This window comes from Kitasatospora sp. NPDC001225, from assembly GCF_053597855.1.
This window is the reverse complement of record NZ_JBSFJC010000184.1, coordinates 1-12,579: the sequence shown is the minus strand read 5'-3', so window position 1 is coordinate 12,579 and position 12,579 is coordinate 1. Positions and strand designations below refer to the sequence as shown.

Annotated in this window: 16 protein-coding genes; 5 read left to right on the top strand and 11 right to left on the bottom strand. The window is 73.6% G+C overall.

Annotation, left to right across the window (positions count from 1 at the left end; all coding sequences use genetic code 11):
- Positions 1 to 480: 480 nt before the first annotated feature.
- Positions 481 to 1,215: a nucleotidyltransferase family protein gene (locus ACWDCZ_RS35885; RefSeq protein ID WP_449818062.1), complete on the top strand. Its 735-nt coding sequence runs from the start codon at positions 481 to 483 to the stop codon at positions 1,213 to 1,215.
- 78 nt (positions 1,216 to 1,293) lie between these two features.
- Here the strand turns inward: ACWDCZ_RS35885 and ACWDCZ_RS35880 are convergent, their stop codons facing one another.
- The 5 genes from ACWDCZ_RS35880 to ACWDCZ_RS35860 all read right to left on the bottom strand — a co-directional run bounded on the left by ACWDCZ_RS35880 (position 1,294) and on the right by ACWDCZ_RS35860 (position 4,207).
- A complete protein-coding gene (locus tag ACWDCZ_RS35880) occupies positions 1,294 to 1,608 on the bottom strand; it encodes a hypothetical protein (protein ID WP_449818061.1) in 315 nt (104 codons plus the stop codon).
- 43 nt (positions 1,609 to 1,651) lie between these two features.
- Complete coding sequence (locus ACWDCZ_RS35875; RefSeq protein ID WP_449818060.1) at positions 1,652 to 2,317, bottom strand: SMI1/KNR4 family protein; 666 nt, start codon at positions 2,315 to 2,317, stop codon at positions 1,652 to 1,654.
- A 42-nt stretch (positions 2,318 to 2,359) separates the two neighbouring features.
- Positions 2,360 to 3,133 carry a maleylpyruvate isomerase family mycothiol-dependent enzyme gene (locus tag ACWDCZ_RS35870; protein WP_449818059.1) on the bottom strand — a complete coding sequence of 258 codons (774 nt, stop codon included), beginning with the start codon at positions 3,131 to 3,133 and terminating at the stop codon, positions 2,360 to 2,362.
- 162 nt (positions 3,134 to 3,295) lie between these two features.
- Positions 3,296 to 3,499: a hypothetical protein gene (locus ACWDCZ_RS35865; protein ID WP_049651392.1), complete on the bottom strand. Its 204-nt coding sequence runs from the start codon at positions 3,497 to 3,499 to the stop codon at positions 3,296 to 3,298.
- Positions 3,500 to 3,730: 231 nt separating this feature from the next.
- Positions 3,731 to 4,207 (bottom strand): ATP-binding protein, encoded by a 477-nt coding sequence (locus ACWDCZ_RS35860; protein ID WP_449818058.1) that lies wholly within the window; start codon positions 4,205 to 4,207, stop codon positions 3,731 to 3,733.
- Here ACWDCZ_RS35860 and ACWDCZ_RS35855 point away from each other — a divergent pair.
- Together ACWDCZ_RS35855 and ACWDCZ_RS35850 are read left to right on the top strand one after the other, a co-directional pair.
- Positions 4,206 to 4,682: a DUF5753 domain-containing protein gene (locus tag ACWDCZ_RS35855; protein WP_449818056.1), complete on the top strand. Its 477-nt coding sequence runs from the start codon at positions 4,206 to 4,208 to the stop codon at positions 4,680 to 4,682. The genes ACWDCZ_RS35860 and ACWDCZ_RS35855 overlap by 2 nt on opposite strands.
- 2 nt (positions 4,683 to 4,684) lie before the next feature.
- The gene (locus ACWDCZ_RS35850) at positions 4,685 to 4,870 is read left to right on the top strand and encodes a DUF397 domain-containing protein (RefSeq protein ID WP_449818055.1); all 186 of its coding nucleotides are present in this window, start codon (positions 4,685 to 4,687) and stop codon (positions 4,868 to 4,870) included.
- A 168-nt stretch (positions 4,871 to 5,038) separates the two neighbouring features.
- Here the strand turns inward: ACWDCZ_RS35850 and ACWDCZ_RS35845 are convergent, their stop codons facing one another.
- Complete coding sequence (locus ACWDCZ_RS35845) at positions 5,039 to 5,695, bottom strand: class I SAM-dependent methyltransferase (RefSeq protein ID WP_449818054.1); 657 nt, start codon at positions 5,693 to 5,695, stop codon at positions 5,039 to 5,041.
- Positions 5,692 to 6,276: a peptide deformylase gene (def, locus tag ACWDCZ_RS35840; RefSeq protein WP_049651387.1), complete on the bottom strand. Its 585-nt coding sequence runs from the start codon at positions 6,274 to 6,276 to the stop codon at positions 5,692 to 5,694. The genes ACWDCZ_RS35845 and def overlap by 4 nt, the downstream gene beginning before the upstream one ends.
- A 65-nt stretch (positions 6,277 to 6,341) precedes the next feature.
- On the opposite strand from def, the gene ACWDCZ_RS35835 reads away from it, so the two are divergent.
- The gene (locus tag ACWDCZ_RS35835; RefSeq protein WP_449818053.1) at positions 6,342 to 6,866 is read left to right on the top strand and encodes an ArsR/SmtB family transcription factor; all 525 of its coding nucleotides are present in this window, start codon (positions 6,342 to 6,344) and stop codon (positions 6,864 to 6,866) included.
- Between the two features lie 20 nt (positions 6,867 to 6,886).
- Here ACWDCZ_RS35835 and ACWDCZ_RS35830 read toward each other — a convergent pair whose 3' ends face one another.
- On the bottom strand, positions 6,887 to 7,417 hold the full coding sequence (locus ACWDCZ_RS35830) for a hypothetical protein (protein WP_049651385.1): 531 nt from the start codon (positions 7,415 to 7,417) through the stop codon (positions 6,887 to 6,889).
- A 219-nt stretch (positions 7,418 to 7,636) separates the two neighbouring features.
- Here ACWDCZ_RS35830 and ACWDCZ_RS35825 point away from each other — a divergent pair, with 219 nt between their 5' ends.
- The gene (locus ACWDCZ_RS35825) at positions 7,637 to 8,239 is read left to right on the top strand and encodes a GrpB family protein (RefSeq protein WP_241852848.1); all 603 of its coding nucleotides are present in this window, start codon (positions 7,637 to 7,639) and stop codon (positions 8,237 to 8,239) included.
- A 4-nt stretch (positions 8,240 to 8,243) separates the two neighbouring features.
- Here ACWDCZ_RS35825 and hemC read toward each other — a convergent pair whose 3' ends face one another.
- The 3 genes from hemC to ACWDCZ_RS35810 form a co-directional block, all read right to left on the bottom strand.
- Positions 8,244 to 9,179 (bottom strand): hydroxymethylbilane synthase, encoded by a 936-nt coding sequence (gene hemC / locus ACWDCZ_RS35820; protein ID WP_449812563.1) that lies wholly within the window; start codon positions 9,177 to 9,179, stop codon positions 8,244 to 8,246.
- Between the two features lie 128 nt (positions 9,180 to 9,307).
- Positions 9,308 to 11,617, bottom strand: a complete 2,310-nt coding sequence (locus tag ACWDCZ_RS35815; RefSeq protein ID WP_117487300.1) for an ABC transporter permease — start codon at positions 11,615 to 11,617, stop codon at positions 9,308 to 9,310.
- Positions 11,614 to 12,339: an ABC transporter ATP-binding protein gene (locus ACWDCZ_RS35810; RefSeq protein WP_049651382.1), complete on the bottom strand. Its 726-nt coding sequence runs from the start codon at positions 12,337 to 12,339 to the stop codon at positions 11,614 to 11,616. Before ACWDCZ_RS35810 ends, ACWDCZ_RS35815 begins: the two co-directional genes overlap by 4 nt.
- Between the last annotated feature and the right edge of the window lie 240 nt (positions 12,340 to 12,579).

The following is a 12,579-nucleotide window of genomic DNA, read 5'->3' as shown; positions in this document are numbered from 1 at the left end:
GGCGGGCGGGGGGGGGGGGGGCGCACCCGCGTACATGGGGTTGGGGGGGGGTGGGGGGGGGCGGGGGGGGGGGGCCCGCGGGGGGGCCCGGGGGGGGGGGGGGGCCCCGCCCCCCCCCCACGAGTCTTCCGATCCCGCTCGCCCGGGGCATCAGGGGCGGGGAGCCGCCGTCCCCTGATCTTCCGTCAGGGTTGTCCCGGAGGCACGACACAGGAGGCTGTGGGCGGAGTCCGACTCGGACATCTGAGGACCCGACCGATCACTCCGCAGGACGGGAGCACCGATCACACCGATCACCCGCTCATCGGCGTGACTTCACGGCGATCGGATCGGTTGCCTCTCCAGCGGCGCGTCGGGGCCACCCTCGTCGCATTCGTACGCTCCGTCCGCACCGTGCGGCCGGGGCTCCGAAGCCGTGCCGTCGCTCCCGGGAGGTCGGGAATGCCATCGCCGGACACGTGCTTCCCGATCCGCCAAGCCGTGATCCTGGCAGGCGGACGCGGCAGACGGCTCGCCCCGCACACGGACCTGCGCCCCAAGGCCATGGTCGAGGTCGACGGCACACCGCTGCTGCGCCACCAGCTCGACCGGTTCGCCGACGCGGGCGTGGAGACGGTGGTCGTCTCGGCGGGCTACCGCTCCCAGGTGATCACCGAGTACGTCCGCACGGCGCCCCTGCCCGTCCGCACCACCGTGGTCGTGGAGTCCACCCCGCTGGGCCGGGGCGGCGGGCTGAAGCTCGCCGCCCGCGCGCTACCGGCGCCGCGGGACCCGTGGTTCGCCGTCTACGGCGACATCTGGGCCGACTTCCCGCTCACCCCGCTGGGCGCCCACCACCTGCGCTGCGGGGCGCTGGCCACGGTCGCCCTGGTCCCGCCCCGGCTGCCCCGGGGCACGGTCCGCTGCGACGCCCTGGGCCGGGTCGCCGAACTCGCCGCGCCGCCGCCGCCCGCCTGCACGGTCAACGGCGGCGTGTACGCCTTCGCGCCCGGGGTCGTCCCCCTGCTGCCGGACCAGGGGGACCACGCGACCACGACCCTGCCGCACCTGGTGCGGCTGCGGCAGCTGGCGGGGTACCGCGCCGAGGGCTACTGGTGCGCGGTCAACACCCCGGCGGACCTGCGAGAACTACGGGAGCGCGTGGCACCGACCGCGCCACCCGGGAACGGACCCGGCCCCAGCGGTACGACCGGGGACCGACACCCGCCGGCCTGAGACCTCCCCGGTCCACGATCGTCCTCAGCACGAGCGACGCAGCGCTCCACGGCCGGGGAGTGGCGCCGGGGTGGCGACTCAGGAGAGCCGTCTCCCGGGGTACGGAGGCAGGGCGGGGCCCGGCAGCCGGACCTGGCGCGAGTACACCGGCGGGGTGCCCTCCGTGGGGGCGGGCTCCGTGAAGCACTCCAGGAGCAGGTCGCCGCGCAGGTCGTCGAGCTCGTCGGGCGCCTCCTCCAGCAGGGCGTCCGCCCACACCTCCAGGGGCACGTTCCTCAGCGCGTCGTTCGGAACCCGGTTGACCGGCCCGGGACCCAGCACCGCGAACTCCGGCTCGCCGTCCGCACGGAACCGCAGCCGCCACCAGAACGGCTGCCAGTAAGGGCGCTTCACCGGGAACCGCCTCCCGTCCGCGGTGCGCGTGCGCGCGGCGCCCTCACGTCCTGACCCAGGGCATCTCCGTCGACCCGGGCGCCGTGAGGAACCCGTCGATCCCCCACTCGGCGCCCCAGTTCCTGCCCGCCCAGTCCCCCTTCGGCGACCAGAGGGGCCGGGCCGGCTGCGGCCCCCACACGGCGGGGTCCGCGCGCACCAGCAACTCGTCCTCCGCCGCGTAGCCGCCGGTCAGCACGGTGACCAGGAACTCCGCGAAACCACCGTCGAAGTGGTCGAGCCGGTCCTCGTAGAACACCGCCACCGGCCACTGCTCGGGGTCCGGACCGGTGGTCAGCCAGCAGCACTGGTTGTGGTTGCTGTTCCAGCCCCAGGGCAGCAGGCCGCCCGGGTCCGGGAACACCGGGGTGGGGCCCGGCAGCTCCCACCACACCTCTTCGCCTTCGAGCTGATCGCGGAGATCGGTGTCGGTCCTGAAGCGCCATCCCGCCAGACCGGTCGGCTCGCCGGCGTGGACCGGCGTCTCCGTCGGCGTGTACACACCCCACTCGCCGTTCAGGTTCACCCCGCCGTACAGGTCGATGAACGCCCGGTAGTCCGAGGGCAGTTGGACCCCCAGCTCGGCAGGCGCCGACTCCCACGGAACCCGCGCCGGGGCGTACACCGGCTCCCCCATGATCGCCCGCAGTCGGTCCCACGCCTCGGTCATCGCCCGCCCTCTCGCCGATTGCCAGCCCACCGGATGCCGCCTCTACGCGGTCGGGTCCCACTCCGCGAGCTGCTCCATCGGCTCGGTGGTGCCGGAGTTGTCCAGGCTGTCGAGCGGGATGCGGTCGTAGAAGTAGAGGACCAGGTCGCTCGCCGCCCCGCGCATCACCATGTCGCCCGGCTCCGCGTCGGCAGCGAGGCCGTCGCAGCGGACGCCGTCGGCGTCGAGGGTCAGGCGCCAGGAGCGGCCCTCGGCCGCGTGCAGGTCGATGGTCGCCGGCTTGAACGGCCAGGGGACGGTCGTCGCCGAGACGGTCGTCAGGAACTCGTCGACGCCCTCGACCGCGACGTCCGCCGGCAGCGGCTGTGCGGCGCCCAGGATGAGCTGGACGTCGTAGGTGTGGACGGCGATCTCCTGGATCTGGTGCCGGGCCAGGGCTCCGCTGGTCTCCGGGGCCTGCGAGCGGCCCCACCAGGTCCAGCAGCCGCGGTCCGGACCGGCCTCGCGCAGAGCGTCGAGCATGAGCCCGGTCGACTCGGCGAGCCAGGCGTCCAGGGCTTCGCGGTCACGGGGCGCGGTCGGGGCGCCCTTCGGGGACGTCTTCGCCGGGGGCTCGGCACCCGGGCCCGCCGCGACGATGGCGGCCTGGCGGCGGCGGCCGTCGCCGAGGTGCTGCGCCAGTTCACGCAGCGTCCAGTCCGGGCAGGTCGGGACCTGGACGTCGAGGTCGGGGGCGGCCGCGATCGCGGCGCGGAAAGCGGCCGACCGGTCCTCGATCAGCCTCAGGACCTCGGGAAACTCCACTATGCTCTGCACGCCGGATTGTGTATCACGGCACTCCGGCCACCGGACAGCGAATTTGTCGGGCTGGTCCCCGCGGTGGACCGGAGCACGGGGGCGCCGACGTCACCGATACACCGGACGACAGTGGTCTGCGGGTCGCGGCACCCGGCCGGAGCCGGGGGCCGCGGGAGGCGGTCAGCCCGCCATACAGGCGGCCCACTGGCCGCGGGCGAAGGACGCGCCGCCGGACCAGTAGTTGACGTTCCACGCCGCGGTGCACTGCTCCCTCTTCGACAGCTGCCGCGGGTAGGCGTTCGCCTGGGTCCCGGTGGCCAGGACGAGCACCGGGGCCAGCACGGCGGCTACGGCCGAGGCGGCGACAAGTCGGCGGATCTTCATGGGTGTGGATCCCTCTTTCGAGACGGCCGGACGCTCCGACGGAGCCCGGCCGGAGTGGTCGGCTCCGTGCGCCACATCCTGGCAATGCCCCTCGACCTGGGGGTATCCCACAAACCTGGGATGTCCCCGGACCGGCGGTGGGCGTCGGCGAGGAAGCGAGAGGAGTGGGAAGTCGGAGGGGTCGACTTCCCACTCCTGTTGGTTCAGTGGGGTGTTGGGCTATCGCGGGGTTCAGGGGGCATCGGGGACATCGGGCGCGGCGGGCGCGACGAGGTCGAGTTCGGCCCACACGGTCTTGGAGTTGGGGTGGCGGGGGATGGTGCCCCAGCGGTGGCTGAGGGCGTCGATGAGGGTGAGGCCGCGTCCGGTCTGGGCACTGGGGGTGTGGACGGTGGGGAGGACGGGGAGTCTGTCACCCCGGGGGTCGCTGATCTCGATGCGAAGGGTGGTGCCCCGGCGCACGGAGGTGGTGAGGGAGAGGTGAAGCTCGAACCCGCGCCCCGGAACGCGTCCGTGCGTGATCGCGTTGGCGGCCAGCTCCGTGACGATCAGCAGCGCGCAGTGGAACGGCTCGGTGTGCGTGGAGTCCAGCCCCCAGTGGGTGAGTTGACGCCTCGCCAGGCGTCGGCAGACGGCGGCGCCCTTGGGGGTGGCGGCGAAGAGGGCGGTACGGGACCGGGGGTCTTCGAGGGGGGTTTCGGTCGTCATGACGGAGGCCCATGCACGAGCACTGTTCGACATGCGCAGGCCGTGGCTCTCCGTGGAGCAGGTCGACCAGTGGGTTGCCGCGAGGTTGGAGCGGCAGCAGATCCTCACTCGCTGGCCCTTGCCGGTCATGAGTTGGGTGATCGACGAAAGCGCCCTGCGTCGTCCGCTGGGCGGCTGGGACGTTCACCGGGAGCAGTTGCGCCACCTGCTCAAAGTCGCCGAGATCCGGGGCCTGGAGTTGCAGGTCATGCCGCTCGACAGGACCGAGAACGCCGGTATGGGCGGTTCGTTCGTCCTCCTCACACCGAACGGACGGCCGCAGATCGCGTACGTTGCGGTCCAGCACGTCAACAGGCTGATCACGGAGCCGGAAGAAGTCCGTAAGATGGCCGCACGGTACGGCACTCTCAGGGGGCAGGCGCTCACCATGAGGGAGTCCTTGGCCTTGATCGAAATGATCCTGGGAGAGCGATGAGCATGGCCGAGCTGACGTGGTTCAAGAGCAGCTACAGCAGCAATGAAGATGCCGCGTGCGTGGAGGTCGCCGAGACCCCCGGCACCGTCCACGTGCGTGACTCCAAGGACAAGACCGGCCCCCAGCTGGCCTTCGAGCCGACCGCCTGGACGGCCTTCGTGAAGTTCGCCGCCACCACCGAGGTCTGACCGACCAGAGCTCCCCTCAAACGGCCCACCGCCTTCCCGGCGGCGGGCCGTTGGCGTATCTGCGGCCTCGTGCCCCCACCCGACAGATCCACTCTGTACGGGTCCGGGCCGGCGTGTGTCAGCCGCCGACGCTCTCCCTGGTCCGGCGGGCCGCGCCGATGTCGGGGCTCAGCGTCGGCCGGGCGCCTGGGCCAGCAGACAGGCGTGGGACCGGTTTTCCCGCTGCGGGTGCGGCTGTTCAAGGCGGGTCGTGACGGTGAAGCCGGCCTGTTCGAGGAGTTCGGCGAGGTGCCCGGCCGGGACGAGGTGCGAGGCGTACGACACCGGGTGGCCGTACGCCTGGGTCGGGCGCAGCAGTTGGGCCTCGCCGACGTGGCCGCCGAGGAGGAGGTGGCCGCCGGGTGCGAGGACGCGGGCGAACTCGGCGAAGAGGCGGGGCAGTTGCGCGGCCGGGGTGTGGTGGACGGAGTACCAGGCGAGGATGCCGCCGAGGGCACCGTCGGGGAGGTCGAGGGCGTCCATCGAGCCGTGCAGGAAGCGCAGTCGGGGGTAGACCCGGCGGGCGAGCGCGACCATCTCGCCCGACACGTCCACCCCGAAGGCCCGCAGCCCCAGGCCGGACAGGTACGCCGTCACCCGCCCGGGGCCGCAGCCGAGGTCCGCGACCTCGCCGCCGCCCGACTCCCGTACCAGCTCCGCGAAGGCGGCGAGCATGGCGCGGGACACCGGGTCCATGCCCTCCGGCGGGACGACGAGGCGGAGGTAGTCGGCGGCGACGGCGTCGTACGAGGCGCGGACGGCGGCGAGGTGCGCGGGTTCGGTCACCGCGCCATCTTGGCAGCCCTGGTGGCGCGTTCGGCGAAGACCTTCTCCCGGCGGTCGGCGGTCTGCTTCAGCATCCGCTTGCGGTCGCGGGCGGAGAGGCGGTCGATGTAGAGGCCGCCGTTCAGGTGGTCGGTCTCGTGCTGGAGGCAGCGGGCGAAGTAGCCGGTGCCCTCGATCACGACGGGGTCGCCGTGCTGGTCGACGCCGCGCACCACGGTGCGGGCGGGGCGGGCGAGTTTGGTGTTCGCGCCGGGGACGGAGAGGCAGCCCTCGGTCTCCTCGATCAGTGCGCGGCCGGGCTCCTGCTCGTCGACCACCGGGTTGAGCACGTGGCCGGTGTGCCGGACGCCGTCGTCGTCGGGGCAGTCGTAGACGAACAGGCGCAGGTCGACGTCCACCTGGTTGGCGGCGAGGCCGCAGCCGTCGGCGACGTGCATGGTGGCGAACATGTCGTCGATGAGCCGGGCCAGGCGCTCGCTGCCGAAGTCCTCCTCGGTGGCGGTCCGGCAGGTGCGGCTCAGGATCTCCTCCCCCACCTCGGTGATCCGCAGGACGGTCGGCCGTTCGCGCAGCTCGGACACGGGAGGGCACTCCTTCGAGAGACGGTACTTGCGGTCTGACTTTGCAAAGTAGCAGACTTTGCAAAGTGACCGAAGACCTCGTCAGAACCGGCCCCCTCCCCGAGCACGCCGTCCGCACCGCGCTGCTGGACCTGCTCGCCGAGCGCGAGCACGGCACCGTCACCTCCACCGAGGCCGCCGCCCGACTCGGCCTCAGCTCCGGCCTCTGCTCGTTCCACCTGCGGCAGTTGGCCCGGTACGGGCTGATCGAGGAGGCCCCGGCCACCGACGGGCGGGCCCGGCCCTGGCGGCTGCCGACGACCCAACCGGACGCCGTGGAAGGCGGGTTCGGAGAGCTGGCGCGCGGCCTGGAGGACGAGAGCTACCAGCACTGGCTCGCCCGGCGCGCCGAGGCCCCGGCCGAGTGGCGGCAGGACGAGGCCTTCAGCGCCGTCGTCTACCTGACGCCCGAGGAACTGGCCGCCGTCGGCGAGGAGGTCCGCCGGATGCTGGCCCGCTACCGGGGCCGCGAGACGGACCCGGCCGCCCGCCCCGCCGGGGCCCGCCCGGTCGCCGCCGTCACCCGGCTCTTCCCGCTCCTCGACCAGTAGACAGCCGGATGCACAGGCCGTCAGACGGCCCGCGAACGCGCCCGCACCGCCCGTACCAGCGGCCCGGCCGCCAACCCCGCCGCCGCTCCGAAGGCGACCCCCTGCACCCCGTCCCAGACGTCCTGCACGTCGCAGGCCCGCCCGATCGCCGGCAGCGCGTAGTGCACCGCCGACACCGCGAACGGCAGCACCGCCGCACCCAGCAGCGCCGCCGCCCGCCGCCGGGGGCCCGCCAGCGCCGCCGCGAAACCGACCGGGGCGTAGGTCGCCAGCTTGAGCTCGATGTGCCGGACGTGCAGCAGCTCGTACGGCGACCGCGGCCGGCCGCCCGCCACGGCGCAGTGCCGGACGGCGCCCTCCGAGAGCCGGAACGCCTCCGGCAGCAGGGTCGCCACGACCACCCCGCCGAGCCCGAGCAGCAGGACGAAGCCCACCACCCAGTGGGCCCGCAGCAACCGCCCCACCGGCCGGTTCAACAGCGCCGCGGGCACCAGCGAGAGCAGCAACCCGGGCCAGAACATCGGCATCCCGCCGAGCACCGCACTGATCACGCCTCAAACGGACGCCCCGCGCACCCGGCCGGTTCTCACCCGGAAGAGAAAAACCTCCGGAGCGTCACCATCCGCTCACCGCGCGGACCGTCAGGCGACCGCGCGGAAGCCGACGCGGCCCCGACCCGACGGCCGCGCGAAGGCCGACGCGTCCTGGTCTACTGGGTCGGTCCCCGACGAGGACCCCCTTGACCAGCACCCGAGGAACAGGAGCCGGCCGTGCCCGAGCAGGAGATCCCGCGCGTCCCCATGACCACCGAGGAGATCGAGGCGGCCAACCTGGGTGCGCCCACCAGGCCCGACGGCCGGATCGTCCTGCGCGACCACGACCCGCGGTGGCCCGCGGCCTACCAGCGGGAGGCCGCCGGCATGGCGGAGTCCCTGGCCCACCTCGACCACCGGATCGAGCACGTCGGCTCCACCTCCGTGCCCGACCTCCCCGCCAAACCGGTCGTCGACATGCTGCTGATCGTGCCCGACTCCGCCGACGAGGCGGCCTACGTGCCCGCCCTCGAAGCCCTGGGCTACCGGCTCGCCGTCCGCGAACCCGACTGGTACGAGCACCGCGTCCTGCGCCGGTACGCCATCGACCCCAGTGCCGACTACGCCAACCTGCACGTGCTGTCCGCCGGATGCCCCGAGATCGGGCGGATGCTGCGCTTCCGCGACCGGCTGCGCCGCCACCGCGGCGACCGCGAGCTGTACGCCGACGCCAAGCGGGCCCTGGCCGAGCAGTCCTGGGAGTACCTGCAGAACTACGCCGACGCCAAGACCGAGGTGATCGCCGGCATCATCGAACGGGCCGCGGCCGAAGCGGAATAGCCGCTCAGTGCGGGATCGAGGAGATCAGCTCCTGCGCGCCCTGCCGCTTGAGCGCCAGCGCCACCGACGTCCCGAGGTCCTCCGGGCTGAGCGCGCCCGCCCACTCGTGGGCGTCCAGCACCTGCTTGCCGTCCGGGGTGAAGACCCGGCCGCGCAGCGAGAGGCGGCCGTCCCGCTCGGCCCTGGCGTACCCGGCGATCGGGCTGTTGCAGTGGCCCTGGAGCGCGTGCAGGAACATCCGCTCGGCCGCCGCCTCGCGCCAGGTGTCGTGGTGGCCGAGGCCGGTGACCGCCTCGATGGTCGCGGTGTCGCCCTCGCGGCACTGCAGGACGAGGATGCCGGCGCCGATCGGCGGGCACATCGCCTCGATGCCGAGCACCTCGGTGATCCGCGCCCGCTCGCCGATCCGCTCCAGGCCGGAGAGGGCGAGCAGCAGCGCGTCGACGTCCCCGGCGTCCAGCTTGGCGAGCCGGCTGTTGGCGTTGCCGCGGATCGGGAGGCACTCCAGGTGCGGGTGGGAGGCGGCGAGTTGGGCGACCCGGCGGACGGAGGAGGTGCCGATCCGGGTGCCGGGCGGGAGGGCGGCCAGCGGCAGGCCGCCGGGGTGGACGAGGGCGTCGCGGATGTCGTCGCGGCGCAGGTAGGCGGCGAAGACGGTGCCCGCCGGCAGCGGTCGGTCGGCGGGCACGTCCTTGAGGCAGTGGACGGCGACGTCGGCCTCCCCGGCGAGCAGCGCGGCGTCGACCTCCTTGGTGAAGGCGCCCTTGCCGCCGAGGGCGGCGAGATCACCCGTCCAGCGGTCGCCCGAGGTGGTGACGGGCACCACCTCGGTGCGCAGCCCCGGGTGCAGGGCGGCGAGTTCGGTGCGGACCCGCTCGACCTGGGCCAGTGCCATGGGCGAGGAGCGGGAGACGATGCGGATCAGCTCAGCGGTGGCCATGGCGCAGATGATAGGCGTCCTCACGGCACGGACTGAGCATGCGTCAGTTCCGTGACGGGAACGCGGCGGACCCGCGCACGGCGGAGGGCCGGTCGGATGATCCGACCGGCCCTCCCCCCACCCCGGACTCACTCGTTGTGCAGCACCTCGGCGATCGGCAGCCGGGCGGCCGAACGGGCCGGGACGAGCGCGCCGAGGACGGCGATGGCGACGCCCGCGACGCCGACGCCGGTGAGCAGCGGGGCGCTCCAGACGTCCATCGTCCACTCCGGGAAGAGGATGCTCCCGACGTTCTCGATGAGCAGCCGGTGCGCCAGGATGCCGGCCGGGACGCCGATGAGCGCGCTGACCACGCCCTGCCAGGCCACCGAGGTGATCGTCATCGTCACCACCTGGCGGGGTGTCATGCCGATCGACTTGAGCATGCCGAGGTCCCGGCGGCGCTCGCGGATGGTGAGCAGCAGGGTGTTGAAGACGCCCAGTGCGGCGACCACCGACAGCAGGACGGTGAAGATCGTGGCGAAGCTGATCACCGCGACGATCGGGCCGGACGGGTCGGGCGCGAACACCTGGGCCGAGAGGCTCGGGTCGGCGGCCGTCACGGCCCGCTGGTACGCCTGGGCGTCGGCGCCCTCGGCGAGGCTGATGTCGTACTCGACCGCGTGCGGGTCGTCGGTGAGCGCGGCCCGGGTGAGGTCGTTGGACGTGAAGGCCCGGGCGTTGCCCTGGACCACCTCGCCGACGACGGTGACGGTCAGCCGCCGGCCGTCGAGGTCGAGGGTGAGCCGGTCGCCGAGCCTGAGTCCGTGCTCCCGGAGGAAGGAGGGCCCGGCCTCGATCTCGTTCGGCCCGGTCGCCGCACGGCCCCTGACCACCTCGCGCTGCATCTGCTCCGTGATCCCGTCGCCGCTGAGGAAGTCGGCGAAGACCGGCTGGGTGAAGCCGACCAGCCCGACCTTGACCAGCCCGCGGACGTGGACCTGGTCGGCGCCGGGGGTGGTCCGCAGCATCGTCTCGGTCTGGGCGGGGGTGAGCCGCGGCTCGGTCTTGTTGCCCGCGAAGTGGGCGGTCTGCACCCTGACGTGGGTGTGGCCGTCGTTGTGGCCCACCAGCCTGGTCAGGGTGGTGCCCAGTCCCGACGTCACGGTCACGGTGAGCACGCCGAGCACGATCGCCGACATGGTGAGCGCGGTGCGGCCGGGGCGGGCGAAGGGCTGGCCGAGGCCGAGGCTGACGGCGCGCGGCAGGCGGGTGCCGCTGAGCAGGCGCTGGACCTTCAGTCCGCGCCCGGCGCGCGGTGCGCTGCCGGCCGAGATGGCCTGGGCGGCGGACAGCCGGTGGGCGCGCGAGGCGGGGAGGAGGGCGGCGAGGACCACCAGCAGCGGGACGCTGACCAGGGTGGCGGCGGGCAGCCAGCCGGCCGGTTCGATGACGGCGGTGCCGGTGGTGATCCCGGAGAAGGCGGCCTGGAGGATCGGGTGGGCCGCCACCCAGCCGGCCGCGGTGCCGAGGACGGTGCCGGCGACGGCGGGTACCGAGACCATGGTCAGGTAGACGGTGACCACCTGGCGCGGGGTGAAGCCGATCGCCTTCAGCACGCCGATGTGCCGGTAGCCGGAGACGACCGCGCCGCTCACCACGTTGCCGACGATCAGCGCGGCGACGACCAGGCCGAGCACGCCGAAGACCGTCATCAGCGGCAGGTAGGCGTCGGCGCCCGCGGAGAAGGCGTCCTTGAGCACCAGGTAGGACTGGACGTTGGTGAGCGCGTCCTTCGGCAGGCCCTCGGTGGCGGTGGCCAGGGCGGAGGTGAGCCGCTGTTCGTCGGAGGCGTCGGAGAACCGGTAGAGCATCTGCCGGGCGCTGGGGTGCAGGTCGGCGGCCTGTTCGGGGGTGACCCAGCCGCCCGCGCTCTGGCTCATGCTGGTGGCGTAGCCGACGATGGTCAGCGTCCGGCCGCCGCTGAGGGGCAGCGGGTAGTCCAGGTTGGCGGGCGAGAAGCCGCCGAACGGCTCGTTGATGACGACCTCGCCGGGCTTGCTCGCCCAGCGGCCGCCCAGCAGTTGCACCCGGTCCACCGGGCCGGCCGGGTCGGAGCGGCCGACCAGGGTGAGCGCTCCGGGCGGGCTGCCGACCCAGTCGGTGGGGATCTCCACCACGGCCTGGTCGAACGGCCCGGCGGCGGCCTCGACGCCGGGCCGGTGGGCGGTGGCGGCCAGTTGTTCCGGCGTGGCCCCGGCCGGGTCGAAGGTCGCGACGACGTGGGCGCCGCGCTGCTGGGAGAAGGCGTCGTCGAAGGGGGCCCGGGCGGCGCTGATCACCGCGAGGGCGAGCAGCACGGTCGTGGTGGAGCAGAAGACGACCAGGCCGATCACGATGGTCTGCACCCGGCGGCGCTTCACGGCCGCCCGGGAGGCACGCCAGACGGCGCCGGTCATGCGGACGCCTCCAGCATCCGGTCGCCGGCCACCCGGCCGTCCGCGACCTCGACCAGCCGGCTGGCGCAGCGGGTGGCCAGGGCGGGGTCGTGGGTGACGATCAGCAGGGTCTGGCCGATCTGGTTGAGGTCGATCAGGAGGTCCATCACCTGCTCGCCGGATCGGCTGTCCAGCGCGCCGGTGGGCTCGTCGGCGAGCAGCAGGGCCGGGCGGTTCATCAGGGCGCGGGCCACCGCGACGCGCTGGCGCTCGCCGCCGCTGAGCGTGGCCGGGTAGACGTCCTTGCGGTGCGCGACGCCGAGTTCGTCCAGCAGCTCCAGCGCCCGGCGGCGGGCCTGGCGGGCGCCGGTGCCGGTCAGCTGGGCGGCCAGGGCGACGTTGTCGAGGGCCGGGAGGTCGTCGATCAGGTTGAAGAACTGGAAGATCATGCCGACGTGCCGGCGGCGGAACAGGGCCAGCCCGTTCTCGTTCAGCCGCCCGAGGTCCTGGCCCTGCACCCGGACGGTGCCGGCGGTGGGCCGGTCCAGTCCGGCCACCATGTTCAGCAGGGTGGACTTGCCGCACCCCGAGGGGCCCATCACGGCGACCGCCTCGCCGGCGCGGATCCGCAGGTCGACGCCGTCGAGCGCCTTGGCGTCGCCGAACTCCTTGTGCACCCCGGACAGCTCGACGACGACCTGCGCGTCGTCCGGCCGGGAGGTCCCGTCGTGGTCGTTGCTCATGGTGGACGACCGTAGGCGCGGGGCCGCCGCCGGCACGTCCCACCCCGGGTGTAACCGCGGCGGCCGTAGTACCCGGGATGTACGGGGGCGGCACCCCCGGATGATGTGGATCATGCGGTGACCTGGGAGGCTGTCGCCGTGTGGGGAACGGGGTGGGAGTGGGCGGCCGTCGCGACGGCCGCTGCGGCGGGCACGGCGGCCGGCTGGCTGGCGGTGGCGCTCGCCCGGGCGCGGCGGCTG